The sequence below is a fragment of the Hymenobacter aerophilus DSM 13606 genome (assembly GCF_000382225.1).
GTDB classification, from domain to species: Bacteria; Bacteroidota; Bacteroidia; order Cytophagales; family Hymenobacteraceae; genus Hymenobacter; species Hymenobacter aerophilus.
The window spans coordinates 108,476-135,432 of record NZ_KB907806.1 but is presented as its reverse complement, the minus strand read 5'-3'; the positions used below and the strand labels follow the sequence as shown (position 1 = coordinate 135,432).

The following is a 26,957-nucleotide window of genomic DNA, read 5'->3' as shown; positions in this document are numbered from 1 at the left end:
GAAGCACGGGCGGAATGAGTTTCAGGCCCCGTACCCTACTGTCACCCCATCTGCCACATTCTGCACATTTCCCACATTTCCCACATTTCCCACATTCCGCACATTCCCTTCACATTCCTCACTTCAACTGCTTCCCCTCGCTTATGAAGTTCCCTCTACGCTACTTGGCGCCCGCCACCACCGGCAGCCCGGGCCGGGCTGGTCGGGTGGCCCGCACCACGGTGCTGTTTTCGCTGGCCGCCTGTTTGCAGGTGCACGCGCTGGCTTATTCGCAGAACATCAACCTGGAAGTGCGCAACGCGCCGCTGTCGCAGGTGTTCAAGGAAATCAACCGCCAGAGCCGCTACCTCTTCATTTATAATGAGGAGCTGCTGCGCAAGGCCCGGCCCGTCACGGTGTCGGCCAAGCAGCAGCCGCTGGAGCAGGTGCTGGCCGCGTGCTTCGCCGACCAGCCGCTGACCTACGTCATCACCGACAACACGATTGTGGTGAAGCCCCGCGAGCAGGCCGCCGCCCCGACAACCTCGGTGCAGCAGGGCCAGCAAACCATCAGCGGCGTAGTGAGCAGCACCAGCGACCAGAAGCCGCTGGAGGGCGCTACGGTAGCCGTGAAGGGCACCACCCGGGGCAGCACCACCGATGCCAGCGGCCGGTTTACGGTGCAGGCCGAGGCGGGCGAAATCCTGGTGTTCAGCTACATCGGCTACATCACCCAGGAAATTCAGGTGGTGGCGGGCCGCACCACGCTCAATATTCCGCTGCAGCCCACCAGCAACCAGATGGACGAGGTGCAGGTGGTGGCTACCGGCTACCAGGAGATTGAAAAGGAGCGCCTCACGGGCTCGGTGGCCTCGCTGAACCGCGAGCAGTACGACCAGCGGGTGGCCGTAACGGGCAACTTTTTGGAGAGCCTGGAGGGCAAGGTGCCCGGCCTGCTGTATAACAGCCAGACCGGCGAGCTGGCCATCCGGGGCGTGTCGACGTTTGATGCCGTGCGCCAGCCGCTGATTGTACTCAACGGCTTCCCCACCGAAATCGACATCCGCAGCATCAACCCCAACGATATTGTGTCGGTGAACGTGCTGAAGGACGCCGCGGCGGCCTCGATTTACGGCACCCGCGCCTCGAACGGCGTGATTGTGATTGAAACCAAGAGCGGCAAATCGGGCGCGCCGGTGTTCAGCTTGCGCGCCACCTACGGCGTGCAGCCGCGCTCCGACTTCGGCTACCTCAACTACGCCAGCGCCGCCGACTACTCCAACCTGCAGCGCGACTACCTGCTCTCGACCGACGCTACGCGGGCGGGGCTGCGGGCCGGCGTGGGCACGTCGCCGGTGCAGGACGCGGTGTTCGATTTCAAGGAGGGCAAGATTGACCGGGGCGTGCTCGACCAGCGGGTGGCCCAGATTGGCGCCTACGACAACCTGAAGGAGTACGAGCGGCTGTTTTACCGGGCCCGCCAGGCCCGGCAGGTGGATTTCGACATGAGCGGCGGCGGCGAGAAGAACACCTACCTCATCGGCCTCAACTACTTGGGCGAGGACGACCAGCAGGTGCGCACCGGCAACGAGCGGATTCTGCTGAACCTGGCCAGCACCCACCGCTTCACGAACCGCCTGAGCTTCGAGTTCCGGGGGCGCTACGCCAACACCACCACCAAAAGCCCTTTCCAATCGGCCAGCGGCCTTTCGGGCGAGTACCTGAACAACTTTTTGCCTTATGAGCGGCTGGTGGATGAGAACGGCCGGGCCCTGCCCGTGGCGCTGGGGCCGGGCCTCAACCCCAACACGGGCATCAACAACGACTTCAACGAGCAAAACCTGGCCCTGGGCCTCTACGACGGCCGCTACTTCCCCTACCAGGAACTGACGGCCAGCACCAGCAAGCTTAATTCGACCACGCTGCGCCTGCAGGGGCGGCTGCGGGCCGACCTGACCAACTGGCTGAACCTGGATTTGGGCGGCGTGTACGAAGACCAGCCCAGCACCCAGTCGCGGCTGCTGACCGAGGACGCGCTGGTGGTGCGGCGGCTGCTCAACTACAAGGCCGGCAAAGACCCGGTAACCGGCGTGCCGGTGTTTTCGGACCTGCCCCGCGGCTCGTTTCTGACCCGCGTGAACGGGCAGACCAAGAGCTACACGCTGCGCGGCCACCTGAACGTGGACCGCAGCAGCGACGACCTCAAGCACACCATCACCGGCCTGGCGGGCATGGAGGTGCGCAAAATCACGAACTCCGACTTCACCAACACCTTTTTCGGCTATGACGGGCAGACGCTGATTGCCAAGCCCATCAACCAGGTGAACCTGACCTCGTACCGGGCGCCGGTGTTTAAAACGCTGCCCACCGCAAGCCCGGCCACGTTCCCGTTCAGCAGCTACTTCAACGAGCGCTACAACGACCAGCGCTTCGTGTCGTTCTACGGCAACGCGGCCTATACCTACTTCGACCGCTACACGCTCACCGGCAGCATCCGGCTCGATAAGTCGAACCTGTTCGGCACCGACCCCGAGTACCGCAACAACCCGTTTTACTCGGTGGGCGCCAACTGGCGGCTCAAGCAGGAAAGCTTCCTGCGAGAAACCGAGTGGGTGGATGAGTTGAAGCTGCGCCTGGCCTACGGCCTGAACGGCAACGTGCCCACCAGCAACAGCGGCCGGTTTCTGGTGCTTACGTCGGACCTCAACTACTACCTCGACCCGGTGCAGCAGTACTACGACGTGCTGGCGCCCCGCAACCAGTCGATTCGCTGGGAGAAGACCAAGAACTACAACGCCGGCCTCGACTACGCGCTGTTCGGCGGCCGCCTGTACGGGGCGGTGGATTACTACCTGAAGAACTCGGACGACATTTTCGGGCAGTACGCCGCCGACCCCACGCTGGGCTTCAACGAGTACCGCGCCAACACGGCCGCCATCCGCAACCGGGGCCTGGAATTCAGTGTGAACAGCCTGAACCTGCGGGCCCAGGACTTCTCGTGGCGTACCCAGCTGACGGCTTCGTTCAACAAAAACGAGGTAACGAAGGTGAAAACCGTGACCGGCGACCCCGATGGCGCCCCGCTGATTTCGGTGCTCAGCCTGCAGCAGGGCTACCCGGTGAATGCGCTGTTTGCCTACCGCTACGCCGGCCTGAACGCGCTGGGCCAGCCCGAAATTTTTGGGCAGGACGGCACCCGGCGCCTGCTGACGCTGTCGGGCACCGGCTCGGAAAGCATCACGCTGGCCGACCTGGAGTACAAGGGCAGCACCACGCCGCGCTACGTGCTGGGCCTGAACAACCAGCTGAGCTACAAGAATTTCGACCTGTACTTCCTGTTCATGTACTACGGCGGCTACGTGATGCGCGTGGAGGCCCCCGACCCGCTACAGGTGCAGGGCCTGAGCGGCGCCGGCCGCGTGCAGCAGGGCGCTACTGACTACTGGCAGCAGCCCGGCGACGAGCTGACGACCCGCGTGCCCGGCTTCTCGCCCGGCCTCGGCGAGCCCGGCTACTTCGACGACTACACCCGCTCGGCCTACGGTTTCGCCGGCGACTTCGTGCGCAAAGCCGACAATATCCGCCTGCGCGACATCGTGCTGAGCTACAACCTCAAGTCAGCCTTCTTTACCAACCTGGGCCTGGAGCGCACTCAGCTGCGGGGCCAGGTGCAGAACGCGTTCAACTACACGTTCAGCGGCAACGACATCGACCCCGACGCCATCGACCGGCGCGACGGTACCCGCCTGCTGCGGCCCAAGCCCTTCTACAGCCTGTCGCTCTACGCCAACTTCTAAGCCCGCCCGACAATGAAAAACCTTCGTTTACTGGCCGCATTGCCCCTGGCGGCCCTGGCCCTGACGGGCTGCGAGAAGTACCTCGACGTGAAGCCCAAGGGCCTGGTGATACCTCAGCAGGTAGCTGACTACGAGCTGATTCTCAACTCGCCGGTCCTGAACCAGACCTTCCCGCTGGCCATGCTCTATATGAGCGACGACGTGCAGGAGCCCAGCCTGACCAAGCAGGCCGGCACGAGCCTGGCCAACGCCTACTTCTGGAACTCCAACCTCGATGTGGAGCAGGAATCGAGCCCGCTGGTGTGGGGCCCGGCCTACCGGTCCATTTACAACGCCAACGTCATCATCAGCCAAGTGCTTGATGCCACCGACGGCACGGCCCAGAAGCGCCAGCAGGTGCTGGGCGAGGCCCTGGTGATGCGCGCCGACCTGTATTTCAACCTGCTCACGGTGTTTGCCAAGGCCTACAACCCGGCCACCGCCGCCACCGACCCCGGCGTGCCCTTCGTAACGGGCATCGACGTGACGGACGCCACGCCCCCGCGCATGCCGGTGCAAACAATGCTCGACACGCTGCGCCAGAACCTGCTGCGCGCCGCCGCCGTGCTGCCGCCCACCAACGTGAATCGGGCCCGCGTAACCAAGTACGTGGCCTACGGGATGCTGGCGCGCATCAGCCTGTACATGCAGGACTACGCCGGGGCCAAAACCTACGCCGAAAACGCCCTGCAAGCTCCCCACCAGCTCAACGACTACAACGAATTCAATATCCCCGTCGACTCGGAGGATCCCGAAATTCTGTGGCTGCGGCAGGCCGATGATATTGGCGGCCTTTTCTTCCTGAACTACTCGCCCGACCTGCTGGCCCTCTACGAGCCCGACGACTTGCGGCCTCAGCTGCTTTCGTTGGATATCGGTTCGGGCTTCGTGTACGGGCGGTTTGACTACGGCATTCACGGCATTAGCTTCGCCGAAATGCTGCTGATTCGGGCCGAGGCACTGGCCCGCGCCGGGCAGGCCGCCCAGGCGCTGGCCGTGCTGGAGGAGCTGCGCGAGAAACGCATCGACGCCTTTAGCTACGAGCCGCTGGAAGTGGGCACCGGCCCCGAGGCCCTGGCCACCGTGCTGCTGGAGCGCCGCCGCGAGCTGCCCTTCCGCGGCACCCGCTGGCAGGACATGAAGCGCCTCGATGCGCAGGGCCGCATGCCCGCCGTGCAGCGCCTCGGCCCCGAAGGCCAGGTGCTGGAAACGCTGCCGCCCCGCAGCCCACGCTACACCTTCGAAATTCCGGCGCGGGTGCTGCGCTTCAACCCCGGCATGGTGCGCAACCACCCGTAGCAACCTAGCCACTTGTCATCCTGAGCCCAGCGAAGGACCTATACAGAAGGCATCATCTAACATTAGCATTGCTGTATAGGTCCTTCGCCAGCTCAGGATGACAGGCGGTTTCCCGTCCATTCCTACTCATTCTTTTCCCTGACATGAAAAACCTGCTTTTCCTTTCTTCCCTCCTGCTGGCCTCGTGCTCGGCCGTGGCCCAGAACCAGTACACCATTGATGGCCGGGTGGCCAATGCCCCCGACGGGCTGAAGGTGTATCTGCAGGACACGCACTGGCCCGACCCGCACATGGTCGACAGCACCGTTATCCAAAACGGCCGCTTTATGTTCAAGGGCAAGCTGGCCGGCCCCGATTTGCACCGCATTATTATCGACAAAACGCCGAAGGGGGAGAAGTCTTCCCAGCGCAACTGGCTGATGTCGAGCTTCTACCTGGAGAATTCGCCCATCAGCTACGCCGGCAACCTCGACAGCCTGCCCACTTTCTACTTCAAGCGCGACCGGGTGGTGGCCCAGCCCCGCATTACCGGCTCGGCCACCGAAAACCAGGCTGCGACCCTGCGCGAGTCGCTGGCCCCGCTGGGCAAGCAGCTGGCCGCCGTGAATAAGCAGTATACCGACGAGTTCCACATCCCCGCGATGGAGGGCAAGTTTAACACCCCGGTGGGCATCAAGCTAGCCAAGCAGGAGTGGGCGCTCAACGACCAGCTGCGCGAGCGGAAAATGGCGTTCATCAAGGCCAACCCCCAGTCGGTGGTGGCCTACGACCAGGCCAACTACTTCCTGAGCGGCATGTTCGTGGATATGACCGTGAAGCAGATTGAGGAGCTGCAGGCCGCCGTGGCGAAGGGCTGGGCCGGCACGCCGCGCCTGGCCGCCTTCAACGAGAAGGCCGAGAAGGCTAAGCTGACCGCCATCGGCACCAAGTACCAAGATTTCACCCTGACCACGCCCGAGGGCAAGCAGGTGAAGCTGTCGAGCTACGTGCCCAAGGACAAGTACACGCTGCTGGAGTTCTGGGCTTCGTGGTGCGGCCCCTGCCGGGCCGAAATTCCGCACCTGCGCAACGTGTACGAAACCAAGGGCAAGAACTTCCAGATTGTGAGCATCTCGTTTGATGAAAAGGATGCCGACTGGCGCAAGGCCATGAAGGAGGAAGGCATGGTGTGGCCCCAGCTGGTGGACACCCGGGGTTTCGAGGGCGACATTGCCAAAGCTTACGGCATCCTGGGCATCCCCTTCAGCCTGATGCTCGACAAACAAGGCCGCATCATGCGCGTGGAAATGCGCGGCGCCTACCTCGACGCCACGCTCCAGGACCTGAAAATCTGAGCCGTTGGGCCTTTCTAAAGCTAGGGGCTAGTGCTAGCTCCCCTCCTTGGAAAGGAGGGGTTGGGGGTGGTTGACTAGCGTTGAACATCAATTAGAAGCTAGTTTTAGTCATCGTTCTTTCATCATCAACCACCCCCAGCCCCTCCTTTCCAAGGAGGGGAGCTAGCGCTAGCCTCTAACTTTATAGTCATTCGTTCCTAATGCCTGGGCCATCTGCTCGCCCTACCACCCTCCTTCCCTCGCATGAAAAAACTGTTTTTGCTGCTCTGCCTGCTCCTCACCGCCGGACTGGCCGCCCAGGCCCAGATTCTGCGGCCGGTGAAGTGGAGCTTCGGGGCCAAGCCAACCGGCGGGGCCAACGCCACGCTCAGCTTCACGGCCAACATCGACCCCAACTGGCATATTTACTCGCTGAATGTGAAGCCGGGCGGGCCGGTGGCTACTTCGTTCGAGTTTGAGAAGGGCGCGGGCTATGTGCTGACTGGCAAGCCCAAGGAAGCCACCAAGCCGCACACAGCCTACGAGGAAATGTTCGGCATGGAAATCTCCTCGTTCGAGGAGCAGGCCACCTTCACCCAGGCCGTGCGCCTGACGGCCCCCACGGCCACCATCAAGGGCACGCTCACCTACATGGTCTGCGACGACCAGCGCTGCCTGCCGCCCGAGGACGTACCGTTCAGCATCACCGTGTCGGTGCCGGCCAGCGCCCTGACGGAGACGCCCGTTGCGGCCGCCGAGCCCAAAGCGGCCGAGCCCAAAACCACCGCCGCGGCCCCTGTTACGGCCACGCCGGCCAAGACCACGCCAGCCAAAACCACGCCGGCCGCTTCGGCGGCGGCCACTACCAGCACCACGCCAGCCACTGCAACCCCAGCCGTTACCGCGCCGGCTGAGTCCGCAGTGACAACGGTAGCGCCCGATGCTACCACCGTCCCGGCTGCCGCCGATACCGCCGCTGCAACGGGGGCGTCGGAGGTGGCCGGTGCTACGGTGGCGCCGGCGGCCGATGCTACGTTAACAGCCGGGGCGCCGGTAGCGGAGGAGGCGCCTTCGTCGTTGTGGGCGATTTTCCTGGCGGGTTTCGTGGGCGGACTGGCGGCGCTGCTGATGCCCTGCATCTTCCCGCTGCTGCCCTTCACGGTCAGCTACTTCACCAAGCAGGACCATTCGCGGAGCAAATCCGTGGGCCGGGCCGCCATCTACGGGCTCAGCATCATCGTCATTTACGTGGCCCTGGGGCTCTTGATTACGGTGCTGTTCGGTGCCGACGCACTGAACGAGCTGGCCACCAACGGCATCTTCAACTTCCTGTTTTTTGCCTTGCTGCTCGTGTTTGCCGCCTCGTTCCTGGGCGCTTTCGAGCTGACGCTGCCCAGCTCCTGGGTGAACAAGGCCGATGCCCGCGCCGACCAGGGCGGGCTGACGGGCCTGTTTTTTATGGCCGCCACGCTGGCGCTGGTGTCGTTTTCGTGCACCGGCCCCATCATCGGCACGCTGCTGGTGCAGGCTGCCACTACCGGGCAGTACCTGGGGCCGGCCATCGGCATGCTGGGCTTCTCGCTGGCGCTGGCGTTGCCCTTCACGCTGTTTGCTTTGTTCCCGGCCTGGCTGAAGGCGCTGCCTAAATCGGGCGGCTGGCTGAACTCGGTGAAGGTGGTGCTGGGCTTTCTGGAGTTGGCCCTGGCCCTCAAGTTCCTCTCCAATGTCGATTTGGCCTACCATTGGGAGTGGTTCGACCGCGAGGTATTCCTGGCGCTGTGGATTATCATTTTCGGCCTGCTGGGCTTTTATCTGCTGGGCAAGCTGCCGCTGGCCCATGATGGCAGCGCGCCGGCCGGTGGCCTGTCGGTAACGCGGCTGCTGCTGGCCGTGCTCACGCTCTCGTTCACCATGTACCTGGTGCCGGGTTTGTGGGGCGCGCCGCTCAAGGCCGTGGCCGCCTTCCTGCCGCCCCAGCATACCCAGGATTTCGACCTCTACACGCCCTCGCTCGGCGGCGGCCCGGTTTCGGCCGGCCCCGCCACGCCACGCCCAACCCACAAGTACGCCGACCTGTTTCATGCCCCGCTGGGCCTCGATGCCTACTTCGATTACGACGAAGCCCGCGCCGCTGCCCAGGCCGCCGGCAAGCCGCTGCTGATTGACTTCACCGGCCACGCCTGCGTGAACTGCCGCAAAATGGAAGCCACCGTGTGGCCCGACCCGCGCGTGCTCCAGCGCCTGCGCCAGGATTACGTGCTGGTGCAGCTGTACGTGGACGACAAAACGGAGCTGCCCGTGGCTGAGCACACCACGTCGGCGTTCAGCGGCAAGCCCATCCGCACTATTGCCAACAAGTGGAGCGACTTCCAGGCCAGCCGCTACCAGGCCAACTCGCAGCCCTACTACGTGCTGCTCGACCCGGCCACCGAAAAGGTGCTCACCCCGCCCCAGGGCGCCAACTACGACGCCGACAACTTCGTGAACTTCCTCGACAGCGGCCTGCAGGCCTTCGGCAAGTAGAGTACGATTACCTGTCATCCTGAGCGAAGCGAAGGACCTGCAAAGAAGGTAATGTCTTTTGATGCTAGCTTCTGTATAGGTCCTTCGCTCCGCTCAGGATGACAGGTGTTTTCCAAAGACCATCACGACCTACCTGAAAATTCTATGTCAACACAACTAACTGCCCCCGCCGAGCTGGCGCCCGAGCTGCAGGCTACTTTTCAGCAGCTGTGGCTGCTGGTGGGCAACACGCCCATGCTGGCGCTGCGCTACCGCTTCGAGGGCCGCGAAGGCACCATCTATGTAAAGTGCGAGCACTACAACCTGACGGGCAGCCTCAAAGACCGCATGGCGCTGTACGTGCTCCAGGAGGCCTACCGCACCGGCCGTCTGCGCCCGCACGATGTGCTGGTGGAGGCCACCAGCGGCAACACCGGCATTGCCTTTGCCGCGCTGGGCCGGGCGCTGGGCCACCAGGTGCGCATCCTCATCCCCGACTGGCTGAGCCAGGAGCGCATCGGCATCATCCGCAGCTTGGGGGCCGATATTACGCTGGTCAGCAAGGCCGAGGGTGGGTTTCTGGGCAGCATAAAGCTGGCCGAGGAAATGGCCGCCCAGGATGATGCCGTGTTCCTGCCCCAGCAGTTCGAGAACCGCGCCAACGCCGAAGCCCACGCCCGCACCACCGGCCCCGAAATCTGGCACCAGCTGGCCTCGCTGGGCCTGCGGCCCGATGCCTTCGTGGCCGGCGTGGGCACCGGCGGCACCGTGATGGGCACCGGCCAGTACCTGCGCGAGCAGAACCCCAACATCCGCGTGCACCCGCTGGAGCCGGCCGAGTCGCCCACCCTCACCACGGGCTACAAAGTGGGCTCGCACCGCATCCAGGGCATTTCCGACGAGTTTATTCCGGCCCTGGTGCAGCTTTCCGAACTCGATGCCGTGGTGCAGGCCCACGACGGCGACGCCATCCTGATGGCCCAGCAGCTTTCCACCGCGCTGGGGTTGGCAGTGGGCATTTCGTCGGGCGCCAACGTCATCGGCGCCATCCGGCTGCACCAGGAGCTGGGCCCCGGTTCGGTGGTGGTGACGCTGCTCTGCGACAGCAACAAAAAGTACCTCAGCACCGACCTGCTCCGCAACGAGCCCGTGCGCCCCGGTTACCTCACTCCGCAAGTCGAGCTGCTGAGCTACCAGCCCATCGGCCGCCTCCCGCACGAGCAGTATCTGGCGGGCATCGGTGGTTGTTAAGCGTCAAGCCACAAGCTGCAAGCTACAAGCTGACCGCCTGTCATCCTGAGCACAGCGAAGGACCTTATTACGCTGAAACGAGCCGTTTTCACGATTCAGCTTCAGCGTGATAAGGTCCTTCGCTGTGTTCAGGATGACAGGCGGTTAGCTTGCCGCTTGTGGCTTGCCGCTTGCAGCTTAACAACCCTACGGCTTCGACGGGCTGCGGGCTACCAGCTTTTCAACCAGCTCGGTGGAGCCGGAAATGGCGGGCTTGCGGGGGGCTTCCTCGGCCGATTTCTCGGTGAGTTTCTTGTAGAGCGTGAGGGCCTGAGCTACTACCTGGTCCATGTTATAGTACTTGTAGGTAGCCAGGCGGCCCACGAAATGCACGTTCGGGGTTTCGTCAGCCAGCTTCTTGTACTTGTTGTAGAGCTCGGCGTTTTCGAGGCGCGGCACGGGGTAGTAAGGGTCGCCCTCGGCCTTGGGGTACTCGTACACGATGGCCGTTTTGGGGTGCTGCTGGCCGGTGAGGGCCTTGAACTCAGTGATGCGCGTGTAGAGGTTGTCGTTGGGGTAGTTGACGACCGGCGCGGCCAGGTAGTTCTCGGTGTTCAGCGTTTCGTGCTTGAATTCGAGCGAGCGGTAAGGCAGCTTGCCGTACTTGAAATCGAAGAACTCATCGACCGGACCCGTGAAAATCATTTCCTTGAAGGGAATGAAATCCATGATGTCGTGGTAGTCGGTGTTGAGCATCACCTTGATGTTCGGATGGTCGAGCAGCCGCTCGAACATGCGCGTGTAGCCGTGCAGCGGCATGGCCTGGTAGGTGTCGGTGAAGTAGCGGTCGTCGCGGTTGGTGCGGGTGGGCACGCGGCTGGTCACCGATTTGTCGAGCTCGGAGGGGTCCATGCCCCACTGCTTGCGGGTGTAGTTGCGGAAGAACTTCTCGTACAGCTCGCGGCCCACTTTGCTCACCACCACATCTTCCGACGTCTTGATAACCGGCACCTTTTCGGCCACCGACTCGAAGAACTCCTCCACCTCGAAGCTGTTCAGCTTCAGGCCATAGAGCTTGTTGATGGTATCGAGGTTGATGGGCATGGGCACCATCTGGCCATCGACCGAGGCCAGTACCCGGTGCTCGTAGGGGCGCCAGTCGGTGAAGTTCGACAGGTACTCGAATACGTCCTTGGAATTGGTGTGGAAGATGTGCGGGCCGTATTTGTGCACCAGAATACCGTCCTCGTTGTAGTGGTCGTAGGCATTGCCCGCAATGTGGTTGCGCTTATCAACGACCAGCACTTTTTTGTTGGAGCGGGTAGCCAGCCGCTCGGCCAGCACGCTGCCGGCAAAACCGGCCCCTACTATCAGATAATCAAACATAAAGCGATATTTGGAGGTGGTTTGGGGAGCCCGAAAGGGATGTTTCGTAAGCTCAGATTGGAAGTAGTGGAACGGTGGGGCTGCGCCCGGCCCTATGAACAAACCAACCTGGCTTTTGATGCAATTTTTAGTGAATTCAGCTAAAAATATTGGCCGAATCTGCCGGACTACATTGCTACTGCGCGCTGATTCTGGCCTGCATCAGGTCCACCATCTGTTGCCAGGTCTGGTCCCAGCTGATGGTAGCCAGATACTCATCGGTGCGCTGGCGCCAGTCGGCGTCCTGCGTCTGGGTGAGGGCGGTTTCGATGGCCTGGCCAAACTCGTCGGCGGTAGCGGCAATCTGCACCAGGTTCAGCTCGCCGTAGGGCCGCACCACGTCGCGGATGGGCGTGCTGACGACCGGTCGGCCGGCGGCCAGGTACTCGGGCGTTTTGGTAGGCGAAATGAACTTGGTGCTTTCGTTGTCGGCAAACAGCAGCGTGGCCACGTCCCAGCCCGCCAGGTACGTGGGCAGCTCCTGGTAATCCTTGCCGCCGAGGTAGTGGATGTTGGCCGAATCGGGCAGCGTGGCGGGGTCGATTTTGACCACCGGCCCGATAATGACAAACTCCCACTCGGGGTGGGCCGTGGCCAACTGGCCCAGCAGCTCAATATCCAGCCGCTCATCCACTACCCCGAAAAAGCCGATGCGCGGGTGCGCAATGCCGGCCTGGTCGGCGGGCTCGGACAACGCATGCCGGGCCTGGCCGAAGTGGGCTTTGTCGATGCTGCTGGGGAACGGGTGCGCATCGGCGTGCTGCTGGCGCTTGGCCTCGTAGAGCGTGTGGCCGCCCGTAAACACGAGGTCGGCCTTGCGGAACAGCTCCTGCTCCCGCTCGCGCAGTTCGGGCGGCGCAAACTTGAAATTGGCCAGCTCGTCCATGCAGTCGTACACCGTCAGGGCCGGCGCAAAGCCCCCCGACTTGCCCAGCGCCATGGGCGTGTAGTACCAGAACAGGTAGTTGGTGATGCGCTGCTCCTGGAAATACTGCTGGAGCAGCGCCTGCTGCACCATATCGGCTGCGGGGGCACTGTGGCGGAGGCAGTCGGGCAGGTGGGCCACCACTACCTTCAGGCCCTGCTGGCGCTCCTTTATTTCCAGGTGCGGTGCTACGTGGTTGTCGTTGTGATAAAAAGCATCCTCCACATAAAAAACCCGGCCCTGCTGGGCGAAGCGCGACATCAGGTGCTGGGGGCGCTGCCACACAAAGTCCCAGTGCAGGTGCGCAAAGCACACCACATCGGGCAGCGAGTAAGCGGCAGGCTGGTCAGCTTTCATGGCGGAGGCGGAGCGCGCGGGCGCTTCCGCCGGTGGGGCAGATGACATAAAGAACAGGTAAGTAGTTGGATGAAGTCGGGCAACCACACAGGTCTTTCGGCCGCGCTTCCTTCGCCTATACGCCCGCCTTTTCAAAAGGATATTGTCGAGTCGCTACTATTTTAACTGGCCGCTGGGGCTAAGCAAATTAGCTTACTGTCGAGCTAAACCTTTCGCCCCGGCTGTCAGTTTTGCAGCTTTCCTTCAGCCCCGAGGCGCCGCCGGCTACAGTAGGCACTGCATTTCCACGGCGTCCTGCCAGCCCTCGGCGGTGCGCAGCCACTCGCGCCGCACACCTACCCGCGTAAAGCCGGCCGAGGCAAACAGGCTCAGGCTGGCCTCATTATCGGCCCCGATGGTGCAATACAACTGGTGCAGGCGCAACACCTGCCGGGCGTAGGGCCGCAGCAGCGTCAGCGCGGCCTGGGCGTAGCCGCGCCGCTGGTGGCCAGCCAGCACCGTAATGCCCACACCGGCCCGCTGGTGCAAAGGCTCGAAGCCGAATAAATCCAGCGTGCCCACCGCCGCCCCGCCGGCCGAATCTTCGAGCACCAGCCGTAGCTGCCGCACCTCAAAAAAATCGGCCGCCGCGCTGTCCAGGTACTGCCGCAGCACGTGCCGCGACACGGGCGCCAACGTATCCGACACGCCCCACACGGCCGGGTCGTTTTCCAGCTGGTACAGAAACTCCAGGTCGTCGGCCTCCAAAGGGCGCAGGCGGATGAGGTCGGATTGCAGCATCTTTTAGTGCGTAGTTGATTGTGCGTTGTGCTTAGCTGCTTACAAACGAAACCGGCGCACCTTCCGCCAGCTGCACAACCACCGCCTCGCCCACCGCTACCGAGGCGGCTGGCAAACGAACCCGCAACAGGGTGGCGGCCAGCTGGATTTCGGCCTCATAATAACTGCCCATGAAACGCACGTCCTGCACAATGCCGGCCGTGCCGGAGCTGCTGGCGGGGGCCAGATGTAGGCTTTCAGGACGCACTAGGGCAGCCAACCTCGGCAGTTTCCGGCGCGGGGCGGCAGCGGCCAGCAGGGCGCGCAGGTCGGGGCCTTCGAGGCGGTTGTAGTCGCCGAACAGGGCGGCGGCGTACTCGCTGACGGGCTGGCGGTACACCTGCTCGGGCGGGCCCTGCTGCACCAGTCGGCCGCGTTCCAGCAACAGCAGTTCATCGGCCCAGGGCAGCGTGTCGAGCGGGTCGTGGGAGACGAGCAGGCAGGTGATGCTGAGCTGCTCGCCCACTTCGCGGATGACTTGCTGGAGCTGCTGCTTATGGAGTCGGTCGAGGTTGGAGAAGGGCTCGTCGAGCAGCAGCAGGCGCGGGGCCGACAGCAGCAGCCGCGCCAGTGCCACCCGCTGCTGCTCGCCGCCCGAAAGCTGGTCGGTGCGCCGGCTCATGAGGCCGCTGATGCGGCAGACCTCGTACACCGCCTGCGCCTCGGGCGCGGGCCGCTTACTGGCGTAGCGCAGCACCTGCTCCACCCGCAGCGACTTGGGCAAACTGGGCTTCTGCGACAGATACACGATGCCCGGATGGCCCGGCACCAGCACCTCCTGCGGCCCGCGCACGCGGCGGCCGGCAAAGTGCACCTCCCCCGCCGTGGGCTGCACCAACCCGGCAATCACCTGCAACAGCGTACTTTTGCCGGCTCCCGACTCGCCCGCCAGCGCCAGCTTGCGGCCGGCCGGCTGCGCGAAGCTGATGCCGCTGAGCACCGGCTGGCCGTGCTCTTCCAAGCTGATGTCGCGGACGGTGAGAAAGTCAGTTTCGGGCATAATGGGGAAGTATAAAAGAATGTCAGGCAGAGCGTAACATCTCGCGTGCTGACGTTGTCGAAGTAATTCAGCGTCAGTACGCGAGATGCTTCGCTACGCTCTGCCTGACGTTCTCTACCGTTCCTGGCTTATACTTTCCCCTCGAACACAAACGTAGCGGGGCCGCTGAGGTAGATGTTGGTGAACGAGCCATCGGGTTGCGCTTCGAAGGCTACCTGCAGCTCGCCGCCGGGCGTGCGCAGCTGCACGGGGCTGGCGGCGCCGTGGCGCGAGGCGGCCAGCGCCACGGCCGTTACGCCGGTGCCGCAGCTCAGGGTTTCGTCCTCCACGCCCCGCTCGTAGGTGCGCACCTGCCAGGGCTGGCCGGGGGCCACGGGTGCTTCCACAAAGTTGACGTTGGTGCCCTTCTCGCGGAACAGCGCGCCGTTGCGCAACGCCCGGCCTTCGGTGAATACGTCGAGCCCGGCCAGGCTGCCGGTTGGCTCGAAGCGGACGAGGTGGGGCGAACCGGTGTCGAGAAACACGCCGTACTCGTCGATTCCCTGCTGGCCGCGCACGTCCTGCATGCGCAAGTGCACGAGGCCGTCGGCGTCTATCCGGGCCTCGTGGGGGCCATCGGCGGCCAGGAAGCGGGTGTCGGTTTCGATGACGCCCAGCTGCCGGGCAAAGGCCACGGTGCAGCGCCCGCCGTTGCCGCACATCGAGCCCAAATGGCCGTCGGCGTTGAAATACACCATCTCGAAATCGTATTCCGGGTGCTGGCGCAGCAGAATCAGCCCGTCGGCCCCGATGCCGCGGCGCCGGTCGCAGAGGTGGCGCACCAGCTGGTGGTCGGCCACATCGAACCGCTTGGCGCGGTCGTCAACCATCACGAAGTCGTTGCCGGTGCCCTGGTATTTGGAGAAGTGCAGCGTGGTGCTCATGGGCGTAAAGGTACGGCGGAGAGACGGGTGAGTAAAAAGAACGTCATTCAGAGCGCAGCGAAGAATCTCGCGTGCTGACGTTGCCATAGTAACTCAACGTCAGCACGCGAGATTCTTCGCTGCGCTCTGAATGACGTTCTTTAACCCCCTACCTTTGCGCCAGCATGTATACTTTCCTTACCACGAGCCCCTGGGCCGATTACGAGCTGCTCGATGCGGGCAACTTCGAGAAGCTGGAGCGTTTCGGCCAGCACATTCTGGCCCGGCCCGAGCCGCAGGCCATCTGGGACCCGCACCTGCCGGCCTCGGAGTGGCAGCGGGCCAACGCCATTTTCACCCGCGAAAAAGGCAGTCAGGAGCGCGGCCAGTGGAAAATAAAGCCCGGCACACCCGAGCAGTGGCACATCAACTACGAGCGGCCCGACGGCCTGAAGCTGCGGTTCCGGCTGGGCATGTCGTCGTTTAAGCACGTAGGCCTGTTTCCGGAGCAGGACCCCAACTGGCAGTTCATCTACAACGAAACGCGCCGCCGCCAAGCGGCCCAGCCGCGGGTGCTCAACCTGTTTGCCTACACGGGTGCCGCCACGCTGGCCGCCCGCGCCGCCGGCGCCGACGTAACGCACCTCGATTCGGTGAAGCAGGTCAACTTCTGGGCCCGCGACAACATGGAGGCCTCGGGCCTCGATGGGGTGCGCTGGCTGGTGGAAGACGCCATGAAGTACGTGAAGCGCGAAGTGAAGCGCGGCAGCAAGTACCAGGGCCTCATCCTCGACCCGCCCGCCTACGGCCGCGGCCCCAACGGCGAAAAGTGGCAGCTCGAAGACGAACTCAACGAAATGCTTAAGCTCTGCCAGCAGCTGCTCGACCCCGAAGACCATTTCTTCCTCGTCAACCTCTACTCGCTCGGCTTCTCGGCCCTGATTCTCGACAACCTGGTCAGTGAAATCTTCCCCACGATGCGCGACAAGCGGGAAATCGGGGAGATTTACCTGCACGACGCCGGGGCCCGCAAGCTGCCGCTGGGCACCTTCTGCCGGTTCGCCACCTGAATTGGTTTCAGTGGAATAAACCGCACGTCATTCAGAGCGGAGCGAAGAATCTCGCGCGCTGACGTTGCCACAGTAACTCAACGTCAGCACGCGAGATTCTTCGCTCCGCTCTGAATGACGTACTGTTAGCCTACCAAAAAAACAACGATTATGCTGCACCGCCGCCTGGCCCTTATCGACATGGGCACCAACACGTTTCACCTGCTGATTGTGGAGCTGGCAGACGACGGCCGGACGGCGCCGCGCACGCTGTTGCGCACCAAAGTGGGCGTGCGGCTGGGCGAGGACGGCATCAGCGCGGGCCGCATTGCCGAGTCGGCCTACGAGCGGGCCCTGCACGCACTGCTCGGCTTCCGCGAGGAAATCGAGCTGCATCAGGTGAACGACGTGCGCGCCACGGCCACCAGCGCCATGCGCGTCACCGAAAACGGCCCCGCGCTGGTCAAGGATATCTTCGAGCAGACGGGTATTCGGGTGGAAGTTATTGGCGGCGACCGGGAGGCCGAGCTGATTTGCCAGGGCGTCCGGCAGGCCGTGCCGCTGGGGCCCGAGTGCCACCTCATCATGGATATTGGCGGCGGCTCAGTGGAATTCATCCTGGCCAACGACACCACCATTTTCTGGAAGCGCAGCTTCGAAATCGGGGCCCAGCGCCTACTCGACAAGTTTTTCCCGGAGCCCAGCGGCATCATGCCCGCCGAAGCCATTGTGGCCGAGCAGCAGTATCTGGCCGAAACCCTGGCCCCGCTGGCCGCCGCCCTGGCCGAGTTTCCGCCGGTTAGCCTGATTGGCGCTTCGGGTAGTTTCGACAGTCTGGCCGACATGCAACTGGGCCAGTTGCGCACCGAGGCCGAGCTGCCGCCAAGTACCGAACTGGCCCTGAGCAGCTTCCGGCACAGCTACAACCAGCTGCTCAGCCTCAACCACGAACAGCGAAAGGACCTGCCCGGCATCCTGCCCATGCGCGCCGATATGCTGGTAGTAGCGGCCATTCTGATTGACTATGTGCTGAACCTGACCGGCCTGACCCGCATCCGCACTTCCGCCTACGCCCTCAAGGAAGGCCTGCTGGCCGAAATGCTGTAGTTGAACGACTGTAGCGCGAAGCTTCCGCTTCGCGTGTCGTTGAACGGAATCGTTGGCAGTCAGCAACGATACGCGAAGCAGGAGCTTCGCGCTACAGCCGTTCTGCCATCTCGCGCTACGGCCTCTTCATTGGTTGTTCTTTTGTTGCCATTCCCCTTCCTATCCATGACTACCACGCTTCCCTACGCCCAGCTTTTCACCTTTGCCGAATCCGTATTCCGCGCCATGGGCTGCCCCGAGGAAGATGCCACGCTGGCCACCGAAACACTGCTATCGGCCGATTTACGGGGCGTTGATTCGCACGGCGTGGCCCGGCTGATTGGCTACGTGCGCCTCTGGGAAGCCGGCCGCATCAACGCCACGCCGCGCGTGGGCGTTACGTACGAGACGCCCAGCACGGCCGTAGTGGATGGCGACGGGGGCCTGGGGCTGGTGGTGGGCCCCAAGGCCATGCGCGTGGCCATGGAAAAAGCCCGGCAAGTGGGCACGGGCTGGGTATCGGTGAAGAACTCCAACCACTTCGGCATTGCCGGCTACCACGCCATGCTGCCGCTGGCCCACGACATGCTAGGCGTGGCCATGACCAACGCCTCGCCCCTGGTGGCGCCCACCCACTCGCTGGAACGGCTGCTGGGCACCAACCCGATTGCCGTAGCCGTGCCCGCCGCCGAACAGCCCGATTTCGTGCTCGATATGGCCACCACCACCGCCGCCAACGGCAAACTCGAAATTGCCCAGCGGAAGCAGCAACCCATTCCCGAAGGCTGGGCCCAGGACGCGGCCGGCACGGGCTCGACCGACCCCAACGCCGTGAAAAACGGTGGCGCGCTGCTGCCGCTGGGCGGGGCTACCGGCTCGCACAAAGGCTACGGGCTGGGCGCGGTGGTCGATATATTTTCGGCCGTGCTGAGCGGGGCCAACTACGGGCCCTGGGTGCCGCCATTCGTGGCCTTTCTGCAGCCGGCCGCCAACCCCGTGGGGCAGGGCCTGGGCCACTTTTTCGGGGCCATGCGGGTCGATGCCTTCCGCCCCGCCGCCGAGTTCAAGGCCGATATGGATAACTGGATTGCCACCTTCCGCGCCGCCCGCGCCACGGAGGGCCAGCGCGTGCTCATCCCCGGCGACCCGGAGCGCGAAACGGCTGCCGTGCGTCTGCTGGAGGGCATTCCGCTGCTGGAGCCGGTGCTGCGCAATTTGGAAAGCCTGGGCCAGAAGTTCGGCGTGCAGCTGTAACGCGAAGCTCTGCTTCGCGACCGAGCGTGCTAAATGGACAAAACTGGCCTACCGCTACGTGCTGTTCTCGCAAGCGCGAAGCAGAGCTTCGCGTTACAGTTGCCCGCTTGGCCAGCATCAGCAACAATGCGACGCAACTAGTTTTTCCGTAGTTTCTGGGCTGATTCTTGTTTTGCCCGCTTTTATGAAACGCTTTCTTCCGCTGTTGCTGCTGCCGTTGCTGGGGGCGGCCCCTGTTACGGCTCCCGTTCCTACGCCCGCGCCCGTCCGTCACCTCACGCTGCGCATCGACGGCAAAATAGTGCCCACCGATACGCTTAGCTCGCGCTTTTTCCTCAGTGAAGACCGGGCCCTGCGCCTCAACATCGTGCGGGCTGATGACCCCGACGGGCAGGGCCTCAACATCATCATCGACCGGTTTCCCATCAAAGTGGGCGCCTACAAGTTCCAGGAAATCCTGAGCGGCCGCAACCGGGATGCCTCCTACCGCTACGGGGTCGTGTCGGCCTACTCCAAATCGTGCTCCGACAACCCCGGGCAGGTCGTAATTACGGGCGTGAATGCCGAGCGGCACTGGCTGCGCGGCACCTACCGCTGCCAGGTGTGCGAGGTCGGCCGCGGCGCCCGGCGCTTCACGCTGGAAGGCGAGTTTGAGTTTCCGGTGGAGAAAGAATAGGTCGGGATAAATGAATACATGCACGTCATGCAGAGCGGAGCGAAGCATCTCGCCCGCTTCATTGCAGTAGTAAACCAATTGTCAGGGGTTACTTTTACAACGAAGCGGGCGAGATGCTTCGCTCCGCTCTGCATGACGTGCTTTTCCATTCAAGATTCCTTTATGCCCTCTCCCACCCTCCGTCGCCTAACCACCGCTGCTCTGCTGCTTGGCGCTGCTACCGCTGCCCAGGCCCAAACTACGGCTCCGGCCGCGCCCAACCGTTTTCTCACCGACAGCCTCGACAGCTATGTGCAGCGCGGCATGCGGCTCTGGAACATTCCGGGGCTGGCCGTGGTGGTGGTGAAGGACGGGCAGACGCTGGTGCAGAAAGGCTACGGAGTGCGCGAGGTGGGCAAACCGGCCCTCGTGGATGACCAGACGCTGTTCATGATTGCCTCCAACACCAAACTGTTCACCGGCACGGCCCTGGCCAAGCTCGATGGGGAGAAGAAAATCAGCCTCGACGACCGCGTAACCAAATACCTGCCCGATTTCCGGCTCTACGATTCCACCAGCACCCGCCTCGTCACGGTGCGCGACCTGCTGAGCCACCACCTGGGCTTCAAAACGTTTCAGGGTGACTTCACTTTCTTCAAATCCAACCTGGAGCGGGCCGACATTGTGCGCCGGATGCGGCTGATGAAGCCCACCCGCGAGTTCCGCAAGGATTACGGCTACTGCAACTCGGGTTTCGTGGCAGCCGGCGAGGTGATTCCGGCCGTGACCGGGGGCACAAGCTGGGAGGAGTACGTGCGCCAGAATCTGCTGCAACCGTTGGGCATGAAAAACACCTTCGTCTCGTCGCTCGAATTCGCCAAGCAGCCCAATATTGCCACGGCCTACTCCAATACCTTCGGGCCACTAGCCAAGGTGCAGTTCGACAACTGGGACAATATGGGCCCCTGCGCCAGCATGGCCTCCAACGTGAGCGACCTCACCCATTGGCTGCGTTTCCAGCTCGATAGTGGCCGCTACGAGGGCCGGCAGGTGCTGCCCTGGGCCGCGCTGCGTAAAACCCGCGACGCCAACACCATCATCAGCAGCCGCAAGTCGCCGCTGTTCCCCACGCACTTCGTAACGTACGGGCTGGGCGTGGAGGCCGCCGACTACAACGGCCGGCAGGTGTTCTGGCACACGGGCGGCGCCTCGGGGCAGGTAAGCAACGTGTGCTTCGTGCCCGAGGCCGGCCTGGGCCTGGCCGTGCTCACCAACAACGACAACCAAAGCTTCTTCGAGGCCCTGCGCTACCAGATTCTCGACGCCTACCTCGGCGTGCCCTACATCGACCGGAGCGCCCAGCTGCTGGCCCGCCGCCGCGCCGGCGAGCTGGCCGCCGGCCCCGACCCCACGCTGGCCCTGGCTGCCCGCGTGGCCAAGAAAGCCAAGGCCCCGCTGCCCCTTAAAGCCTACGTAGGCGAGTACAACAACGCCCTGTTCGGCCGCATCCAGGTCACGCAAAAAGGCAAGCAGCTGCTCGTCACGCTGCCCACCCACCCCGGCCTCACCGCCACCCTCGACTACATGGACGGCCAGGAGTTCCGCGCCACCTATTCCGACCTCGTGTTCGGCGTGCTGCCGGCCAAGTTCGAGGTAGAAAACGGCCGCGTGAAGTCTTTGGAGATGCGCGCCAATGACTACGTGGAAGCCGATTCGTACGTGTTTGGGAAGCTGTAAGAAGCTACAAGCCGCAAGCTTCAAGCGGCAAGCTGACTACCATAGGGCTTACGCAAAAGGGGGCCGTAGGCTTGTAGCGCGAAGCTTCCGCTTCGCGCACCGTTGAATATAACCATCTAACAATGAGCAACAATACGCGAAGCAGAAGCTTCGCGCTACAGTCGTTCTGCGTAAGTCCTATACCAGTAATCCTGAGCACAGCGAAGGACCATATCACGCTAGGGTAACCGTAACAACGGCCTGTTCTAGCGTAATAAGGTCCTTCGCTGTGCTCAGGATTACTGGTAGTCAGCTTACCGCTTGAAGCTTGTGGCTTGTAGCTTTAAAGATTACCCTTTCAAACTCGCCATGTCAATCACGAAGCGGTACTTCACGTCGGACTTCATCATGCGCTCGTAGGCTTCGTTGATGTAGTCGATGTTGATAACTTCCACGTCGCTCATCACGTTGTGCTCGGCGCAGAAATCCAGCATATCCTGGGTTTCCTGGATGCCGCCGATGAGCGAGCCGGCAATGCGGCGGCGCTTGGCAATCAGGTTGAAGGCGTGCAGCTGGGCCGCTTCGGGCGGCACGCCGAGCAGCACCATCGTGCCGTCGAGGCGCAGGCTGGCCACGTAGGGCATCAGGTCGATGGGAGCCGATACGGTATTGATAATCAGGTCGAAATAGTTGTTGATGCCTTTCATGGCATCTTTCTCCTTGGTGACCACGAATTTGTGGGCGCCGAGGGCTTTGGCGTCGGCTTCCTTGTCGGGCGAGGTGCTGAGCACGGTGACTTCGCAGCCCATGGCGGCGGCAAACTTCACGGCCATGTGGCCCAGCCCGCCGAGGCCGATTACGGCTACCCGGTCGCCGGCCTTGGCCTTCCACTGCCGCAGCGGCGACCAGGTGGTGATGCCGGCGCACAGCAACGGGGCTACGCGCGACAAATCGAGCTTCTCGGACACGTGGAGCACGAATTTCTCGGTGACCACGATGGTGTTGGAGTAGCCGCCCTGGGTGATGGAGCCGTCCTTGTCCTTGGCGCTGTAAGTGCCCACGAAGCCATTGTCGCAGTACTGCTCCAGGCCTTCGTTGCATTCGGCGCAGTGCTGGCACGAGTCCACCATGCAGCCGACGCCGGCCAAATCGCCCACGCTGAAGCTCTTCACGTGGGAGCCAACCTCCGTCACGCGGCCCACAATTTCGTGGCCGGGCACCATCGGAAACATCGAGCCGCCCCACTCGTTGCGGGCCTGGTGAATATCGGAGTGGCAAACGCCGCAGAACAGAATTTCGATGCGCACATCGTGGGGGCCCACATCGCGGCGCTCGAAGCTGAAGGGGGCGAGGGGTTCGTTGGCGGCGGGCGCCGCGTAGCCTTGGGCTGCAATCATAACAAAAGAAGAAGTAAGCGCCGGAGCCGTGCGCTCCGAGCGTGGGGAGTAAAACCGCTGCCGGCCCCGAATTGTTGCGCGGCGGCCGGTTTGCGTAGGTTGCGCACGAAAATATGCCGGCCGTGGCGTACCTTCCCCAACCAATCACCGTCTCATCCCTTTTACCCCCGCTATGGCCCCCATCCAGCCCGTTTCAACTTCCTCTACCACTACCGATGGCCCCAAGCACAACTCGCGGGGCCTGCGCATCTGGCACTGGTCCAATGCGGGGCTGGTGCTGTTTCAGCTGATGACGATTCTGTTTTTGTTCGTCATTGTGAAGGTAAAAACGCTGGCCCCCGAGTTCAGCCAGGTGCTGGCCGAAAAGGGCGTAAACCTGCCGGCCGCCGAGCTGCGCGGCCTCACGCGCATTGTGTCGCACCGCATCTGGGACTGGCACATCTGGGCGGGCATTGCCATTTCGTGCCTGCTCGCTTTCCGCGTTTTTGTGAGTTTCCGGCAGCGGGGCAGCCAGCGTACGGCGGCTAAAATTGCGGTCCTCAAAGCCCGCGCAAGCCGGGGCGACGCCGCGGCGACCAAGGGGCTGTGGGCGCGCTACGCTTACCGCGCCTTCTACGTTATCCTGGCCGTGATGGTGCTTACGGGCCTCGTGCTGGTGTTTGAGGACTACCTCGAACCCATCAAGGAGGTAGCCGAAACCATCCACGAGTACACGATGTACGTGGTGGTGGCATTCGTAGTGCTCCACATTTTCGGCGTTTTCCGGGCCGAGGTAACCGAGGAGCCCGGTCTGGTTTCCTCCATGATTAACGGCGGCGAGCCAGCCGAGGGCGTTTAGCTGTTAGCTGAAAAACGAGGAAGGCCCCGTACCCGGTTGGGTGCGGGGCCTTTCCTTTGCTTTGGATGTTGGTTTTTTGAACGAAAACTACCCGCTGATAGCTCAAAAAAGCCTACTGGTTCTTCTCGACTTGCTCCTGCGCCTCTTCGTGGGCGGAAATGGGCTTGACGGCCGGGCCGGCCGTTGCCGGGGCCTGCCAGTTTTCATGCAGCATCTGCTCCACCTGCGCCTTCAGCCGTTTTAGCGACTGACGGGAGAAACGCACCTGCAGCCGGCGGCCGAATAGCTTGAAGCCCAGCCAGTAGAAGGGGTTGCGGATGCGGCCCGTCTGCGACACGGCGTGGATGTGGCACCACACGCGGCCGGTCGTCAGGTCTTTGTGCACCAGAAACTCAATCTGCCCCCGCTCGAAGTGGCCTTCGAGGGTGCGGTAGTTGTAGCCCCACACCTGCTCCTGGCCGCCGCCGGGCAGCGGCCGGGTTTCGTCGGTGACGCCCCCGATGCGCACGCCAAACCAGAACGAGAAGCCCAGAAACTGCGCCCGCAGCACCATCACGCGCTGCGCCAGCGGCTGGTCGGGCAGAAAGATGCCGCTGATGAGGCCGGGTGGCGGAAACGAGTAGCGGCGCAGCACCTCGCGGGCGGCGGCCCAGGAGCCCCGCGCCTCGGGCGGACCGGGCGCTTCGGCGGGCAGCTCGGTTTCGTAATCGTCTACGCGCCAGCCGGTGGCGGCGGTGTAGTCGGCCAGCTGGTCGGGGTCGAAGTTGTAGCCCGTATCGGTGTAAGCTGCCAGGCGGGCCTGCTGGCGGGCGGTGAGGGCGGGGCGGTCAGACATGGGCAGCCGGGCTTTCGTCCTGTTTAATGGTTTCGACCTGCACCGGGCCCAGCTGCAGGCCTTTGCTGAAATCGGCCACGCGCTGACAGAAGGTTTCCCAGGTTTGCTGCTGCACCCGTTTGCCCAGGCCCAGCGTGTCGTAGGTGAACGCCACCAGCCCGTCGCGCGAGCGGGCCCAGGAATGAATTTCGAAACGCACAGTGTCGGGCAGCGTGGCGTGGGGGCGCAGCGAGAAGCGGATGCGGCCGGCCTCGGGGTGGTTTTCGAGCGTGGCCAGCTCGAAGAAATCGTCGCCCACTTCAGCTACGCGCACGTCGCCGTTCCAGGGGCCCAGAATCTTGATGCTGTATTCGTCGCCCACCGCCAGGCAGCCGTGCGTGCCTTTCGACTTCTCGAAATCGGCCAGCAAATCGGGCGAGAAATCGGGCAGGTGGCATTTGATGTGCTCCAGCAGCGCGGCGGCTGGCTGGCGCGGGTGCTGCACATCAAGCCAGTAGCGGCGCTCGAAAAGCGGGCCGCTGCCGGTCTGGGCGGGCTGTTCGGGTTTGGGCATGGTCATCGGAAGGCTGTTTCCTCTGCATAAACGGACCGCGCCGGAGCAGGTTATCGGGCCGCCGCGCCCGGCCCCGCGCACAACCCCGCGCCCGCGTCGGCAGTACACCCGGTTCACCCCGGCATTTCTTTCTATGGCCTACTTCCGCCCCCCCGGCCCCGCCCCCGATCCGCTGCTGGTCCGCGAGTACACCCAACTGCAGGAGCAGCTGCGCAACCAGGTACGCCTGGAGCCGCCCACCGGCGAGCTGCGCTACATTGCCGGCTGCGACTCCTCGTTTCCGACGCCCGACACGGTGCTGTCGGTGTTTATCGTGCTGGAGCTGCCCTCGCTGGGCTTCGTCGAGAAGGTGTACCACGTGGGGCCGGTGCCGCTGCCCTACATTCCGGGCCTGCTCTCGTTCCGCGAAGCGCCCAACTTGGTGCAGGCCTACGCCAAGCTGCGCCGCCAGCCCGACATCATTATGGTGGACGGCCACGGCATTGCCCACCCGCGCCGCATGGGCATTGCGGCCCATTTGGGCGTTGAGCTCGATGTGCCCACGTTCGGCGTGGCCAAGCAGCGCCTCACCGGCACCTACGAGGAGCCGGCCCTCACCAAAGGCAGCATCACGCCACTCACCGACAAAAACGGCGAGCTGCTGGGCCAGGTCATCCGCAGCAAAGACAAGGTGAAGCCGCTGTTCGTAAGCCCCGGCCACCGCTGCGACCAGGCCACCGCCACCCGCCTCACGCTGGCCTGCCTGCGCGGCTACAAGCTCCCCGAACCCACCCGCCTCGCCGACCATTGGGCCGAGGAGTTCAAAAAGGAGCTGAAGTAGCTACCCCACCCCCGGCCCGCCTTGCTCAAAGCGCAACATCCTCCGGGAGAGGGGTGCCAGCCGCGAGTTTAGGAAATCTATTTCGTTGAACGCACCCCTCTCCCGGAGGATGTTGCGCTTTGAGCAAGGCAGGCCGGGGGTGGGGTTAGGAAAGCGCCGCCAACAACGCCGCCAACGATTCGCCCGCGCCGGCTGGCAGCCCCAGCAGCCGGGCCACGGCGCGGTACACGACCTGCGGCGAAGCGGCTTCGGCCAGAATACCGCGCTGCTGGCCGGTCTGGGTTGATTTGGAGAGCTTCTGGCCGGCATCGTCGAGTAGCAGGTTGTGGTGCAGAAACCGGGTTTGGGTGAAGCCGGCCTGACCGGGCAGCCACTCTGCCAGCCACAGCTGGGCCGCCGTGCTGGTGCGCAGATCCTGGCCCCGCACCACCAGGTTCACGCCCAGCCGCTGGTCGTCGAGCAGCGAGGCTACCTGGTAGGCGGCGGCCCCATCCTTTTTGCGCACCACGAAGTCGCCCAGCTCGCGGGCCAGCGCCACCGTTTGCGGGCCCTGGGCCAGATCGGGCCACGTTAGGGTAGTACCGGGCGGCACGCGGGCCCGCCAGGCAAGGCCCGGCGCTTCGAAGGGCAGCGCCAGGGACTGGCAGGTGCCGGGGTAGCCGCCACTGGCCGTAGCGGTGCGCGCCAGCGCGGCGCGCGAGCAGCGGCAGGCGTAGAACAGCGCCGGGTGCGCGGTGTGGGCGGCCTGGAGTGCCGCTTCGTACTCGGTCAGGCGGTACTGCTGCGAGTAGTGGCGCTCGAAATCGTTGGGGCCGCTGGGGCCCTGGTCGTAGTCGAGGCCCAGCCAATCCAGGGTCCGGAAGATGTTGGCGAGGTAGACGGGCCGGAACCGGGCGCGGTCCAGGTCATCAATGCGCAGGTGCAGCGTGCCGCCCGCCCGGCGCACCAGCAGCCAGGTAAGCGTGAAGTTGACGGCGTTGCCCAGGTGCAGAAACCCGCTGGGCGTGGGCGCCAGCCGCGAAACAACGGGCGCAGACGGAAACTGGAGCATCGGGCAGGGAAGCTGACACCGGCAAAGTACGCAAATCGGCCCCGGCAGCGCCCAGCGCCGGAATAGCGAGGGTCAGGAAACTATTTTTGCCTTAATCAATGTATGTACATATATTT

At 63.6% G+C, this 26,957-nt stretch carries 21 protein-coding genes and 1 pseudogene; 12 read left to right on the top strand and 10 right to left on the bottom strand.

The features are described from left to right. Positions 1 to 143 precede the first annotated feature (143 nt). The 5 genes from H145_RS0107275 (at position 144) to H145_RS0107255 (ending at position 10,180) form a co-directional block, all read left to right on the top strand. On the top strand, positions 144 to 3,776 hold the full coding sequence (locus H145_RS0107275; RefSeq protein ID WP_019947484.1) for a SusC/RagA family TonB-linked outer membrane protein: 3,633 nt from the start codon (positions 144 to 146) through the stop codon (positions 3,774 to 3,776). Between the two features lie 12 nt (positions 3,777 to 3,788). After that, entirely contained in the window at positions 3,789 to 5,114 is a 1,326-nt protein-coding gene (locus H145_RS0107270; protein ID WP_083937708.1) for a RagB/SusD family nutrient uptake outer membrane protein, read from the top strand. 143 nt (positions 5,115 to 5,257) lie between these two features. Further along, positions 5,258 to 6,448, top strand: coding sequence for a TlpA disulfide reductase family protein (locus H145_RS22635; RefSeq protein WP_019947482.1), 1,191 nt, complete (start codon positions 5,258 to 5,260; stop codon positions 6,446 to 6,448). 243 nt (positions 6,449 to 6,691) lie between these two features. Continuing rightward, a complete protein-coding gene (locus H145_RS0107260) occupies positions 6,692 to 8,950 on the top strand; it encodes a protein-disulfide reductase DsbD family protein (protein ID WP_019947481.1) in 2,259 nt (752 codons plus the stop codon). A gap of 144 nt (positions 8,951 to 9,094) precedes the next feature. After that, positions 9,095 to 10,180 (top strand): PLP-dependent cysteine synthase family protein, encoded by a 1,086-nt coding sequence (locus tag H145_RS0107255; protein WP_019947480.1) that lies wholly within the window; start codon positions 9,095 to 9,097, stop codon positions 10,178 to 10,180. 186 nt (positions 10,181 to 10,366) lie between these two features. Here the strand turns inward: H145_RS0107255 and glf are convergent, their stop codons facing one another. From glf to dapF, 6 genes and pseudogenes are all read right to left on the bottom strand, one after another. Next, positions 10,367 to 11,545, bottom strand: a complete 1,179-nt coding sequence (glf, locus tag H145_RS0107250) for a UDP-galactopyranose mutase (protein ID WP_019947479.1) — start codon at positions 11,543 to 11,545, stop codon at positions 10,367 to 10,369. Between the two features lie 175 nt (positions 11,546 to 11,720). After that, positions 11,721 to 12,866, bottom strand: coding sequence for a glycosyltransferase family 1 protein (locus tag H145_RS0107245; protein WP_019947478.1), 1,146 nt, complete (start codon positions 12,864 to 12,866; stop codon positions 11,721 to 11,723). 264 nt (positions 12,867 to 13,130) lie between these two features. Then, complete coding sequence (locus H145_RS0107240) at positions 13,131 to 13,646, bottom strand: GNAT family N-acetyltransferase (protein ID WP_019947477.1); 516 nt, start codon at positions 13,644 to 13,646, stop codon at positions 13,131 to 13,133. A gap of 31 nt (positions 13,647 to 13,677) precedes the next feature. After that, positions 13,678 to 13,893, bottom strand: a complete 216-nt coding sequence (locus H145_RS25105) for a TOBE domain-containing protein (RefSeq protein ID WP_407927215.1) — start codon at positions 13,891 to 13,893, stop codon at positions 13,678 to 13,680. A 321-nt stretch (positions 13,894 to 14,214) separates the two neighbouring features. After that, a pseudogene (locus tag H145_RS25100) lies at positions 14,215 to 14,685 on the bottom strand (ATP-binding cassette domain-containing protein); the annotation flags it as partial. A 128-nt stretch (positions 14,686 to 14,813) separates the two neighbouring features. After that, complete coding sequence (gene dapF / locus H145_RS0107230) at positions 14,814 to 15,608, bottom strand: diaminopimelate epimerase (protein WP_019947475.1); 795 nt, start codon at positions 15,606 to 15,608, stop codon at positions 14,814 to 14,816. Positions 15,609 to 15,772: 164 nt separating this feature from the next. Here dapF and H145_RS0107225 point away from each other — a divergent pair, with 164 nt between their 5' ends. The 5 genes from H145_RS0107225 (at position 15,773) to H145_RS0107205 (ending at position 21,368) form a co-directional block, all read left to right on the top strand. After that, entirely contained in the window at positions 15,773 to 16,657 is an 885-nt protein-coding gene (locus H145_RS0107225; RefSeq protein ID WP_019947474.1) for a class I SAM-dependent methyltransferase, read from the top strand. A 150-nt stretch (positions 16,658 to 16,807) separates the two neighbouring features. Continuing rightward, entirely contained in the window at positions 16,808 to 17,743 is a 936-nt protein-coding gene (locus H145_RS0107220; RefSeq protein ID WP_019947473.1) for a Ppx/GppA phosphatase family protein, read from the top strand. A gap of 165 nt (positions 17,744 to 17,908) precedes the next feature. Then, positions 17,909 to 18,976: an Ldh family oxidoreductase gene (locus tag H145_RS0107215; RefSeq protein ID WP_019947472.1), complete on the top strand. Its 1,068-nt coding sequence runs from the start codon at positions 17,909 to 17,911 to the stop codon at positions 18,974 to 18,976. Positions 18,977 to 19,160: 184 nt separating this feature from the next. After that, the gene (locus H145_RS0107210; protein ID WP_019947471.1) at positions 19,161 to 19,652 is read left to right on the top strand and encodes a hypothetical protein; all 492 of its coding nucleotides are present in this window, start codon (positions 19,161 to 19,163) and stop codon (positions 19,650 to 19,652) included. Positions 19,653 to 19,814: 162 nt separating this feature from the next. Beyond that, positions 19,815 to 21,368, top strand: a complete 1,554-nt coding sequence (locus H145_RS0107205; protein ID WP_019947470.1) for a serine hydrolase — start codon at positions 19,815 to 19,817, stop codon at positions 21,366 to 21,368. A 329-nt stretch (positions 21,369 to 21,697) separates the two neighbouring features. On the opposite strand, the gene H145_RS0107200 is transcribed toward H145_RS0107205, so the two are convergent. After that, complete coding sequence (locus H145_RS0107200; RefSeq protein ID WP_019947469.1) at positions 21,698 to 22,744, bottom strand: NAD(P)-dependent alcohol dehydrogenase; 1,047 nt, start codon at positions 22,742 to 22,744, stop codon at positions 21,698 to 21,700. 172 nt (positions 22,745 to 22,916) lie between these two features. Between H145_RS0107200 and H145_RS22630 the strand changes: the two genes are divergently transcribed. After that, positions 22,917 to 23,582 (top strand): cytochrome b/b6 domain-containing protein, encoded by a 666-nt coding sequence (locus H145_RS22630; RefSeq protein WP_019947468.1) that lies wholly within the window; start codon positions 22,917 to 22,919, stop codon positions 23,580 to 23,582. A gap of 112 nt (positions 23,583 to 23,694) precedes the next feature. Here the strand turns inward: H145_RS22630 and H145_RS0107190 are convergent, their stop codons facing one another. Beyond that, positions 23,695 to 24,417 carry a DUF1990 domain-containing protein gene (locus H145_RS0107190; protein ID WP_019947467.1) on the bottom strand — a complete coding sequence of 241 codons (723 nt, stop codon included), beginning with the start codon at positions 24,415 to 24,417 and terminating at the stop codon, positions 23,695 to 23,697. Further along, complete coding sequence (locus H145_RS0107185; protein ID WP_157541320.1) at positions 24,410 to 24,970, bottom strand: DUF1990 family protein; 561 nt, start codon at positions 24,968 to 24,970, stop codon at positions 24,410 to 24,412. Before H145_RS0107185 ends, H145_RS0107190 begins: the two co-directional genes overlap by 8 nt. Before the next feature lie 133 nt (positions 24,971 to 25,103). Between H145_RS0107185 and nfi the strand changes: the two genes are divergently transcribed. Further along, positions 25,104 to 25,790: a deoxyribonuclease V gene (nfi, locus tag H145_RS0107180; RefSeq protein ID WP_019947465.1), complete on the top strand. Its 687-nt coding sequence runs from the start codon at positions 25,104 to 25,106 to the stop codon at positions 25,788 to 25,790. A gap of 145 nt (positions 25,791 to 25,935) precedes the next feature. Here the strand turns inward: nfi and H145_RS0107175 are convergent, their stop codons facing one another. Further along, a complete protein-coding gene (locus H145_RS0107175) occupies positions 25,936 to 26,841 on the bottom strand; it encodes a glutamate--tRNA ligase family protein (RefSeq protein ID WP_019947464.1) in 906 nt (301 codons plus the stop codon). Positions 26,842 to 26,957: the final 116 nt, after the last annotated feature.